Annotated in this window: 1 protein-coding gene; it reads left to right on the top strand. The window is 33.1% G+C overall.

What is annotated here, in order from left to right; all coding sequences use genetic code 11:
* Window positions 1–150 precede the first annotated feature (150 nt).
* Window positions 151–387: a hypothetical protein gene (locus Q4Q35_RS06995; protein ID WP_303277242.1), complete on the top strand. Its 237-nt coding sequence runs from the start codon at window positions 151–153 to the stop codon at window positions 385–387.
* Window positions 388–493: the final 106 nt, after the last annotated feature.

Here is a 493-nt window from a genome sequence, read left to right as displayed (position 1 = left end):
TAGATGATTTAAGAGAGATCTTACAATAAAAATAAAAAGCCCAAAGCAAACACTTTGGGCATGAACAATACCCTTTTCGCGAAAGGCAGACCAAAACCTTGATGGTCTTTAAATGCTCAAGGCAAATATAATTATTAATAATTTTTTATTATGAAAAAATTAAGTTTAAAAAAATTGAAGTTGGGAGCTGATGATATGCTACAACGCAACCAATTAAAATCTGTTTTAGGAGGCTATGGCTTAGGTGAAAATGCCTGGGAGGAGTGTTGGTCAGGAGATGGTTCGGGTAATGCTGAAATGCATTGTATTTGCCATTTCTCACCAGATATAGATTATGGAAGAATACCTTGTATTGAATGCATGGAACTTTGTTCATACCAAGGATAATTATTTATTAGTAGAAACTTGCCAATGGTAGGTTTCTACTCTTTTTAAAATGAACTTAATAATATTAATAAAACCCAAGAAGCCATAGATGATTGGTATATGGCAG

This window comes from Flavivirga aquimarina (assembly GCF_030540835.1).
Lineage (GTDB): Bacteria > Bacteroidota > Bacteroidia > Flavobacteriales > Flavobacteriaceae > Flavivirga > Flavivirga aquimarina.
This window is presented reverse-complemented; position numbering and strand designations above follow the sequence as displayed.

Bases quoted from the DNA above. Each gene is read 5' to 3' on its own strand.
- Q4Q35_RS06995 (WP_303277242.1), top strand. From the start codon at position 151: ATGAAAAAATTAAGTTTAAAAAAATTGAAGTTGGGAGCTGATGATATG.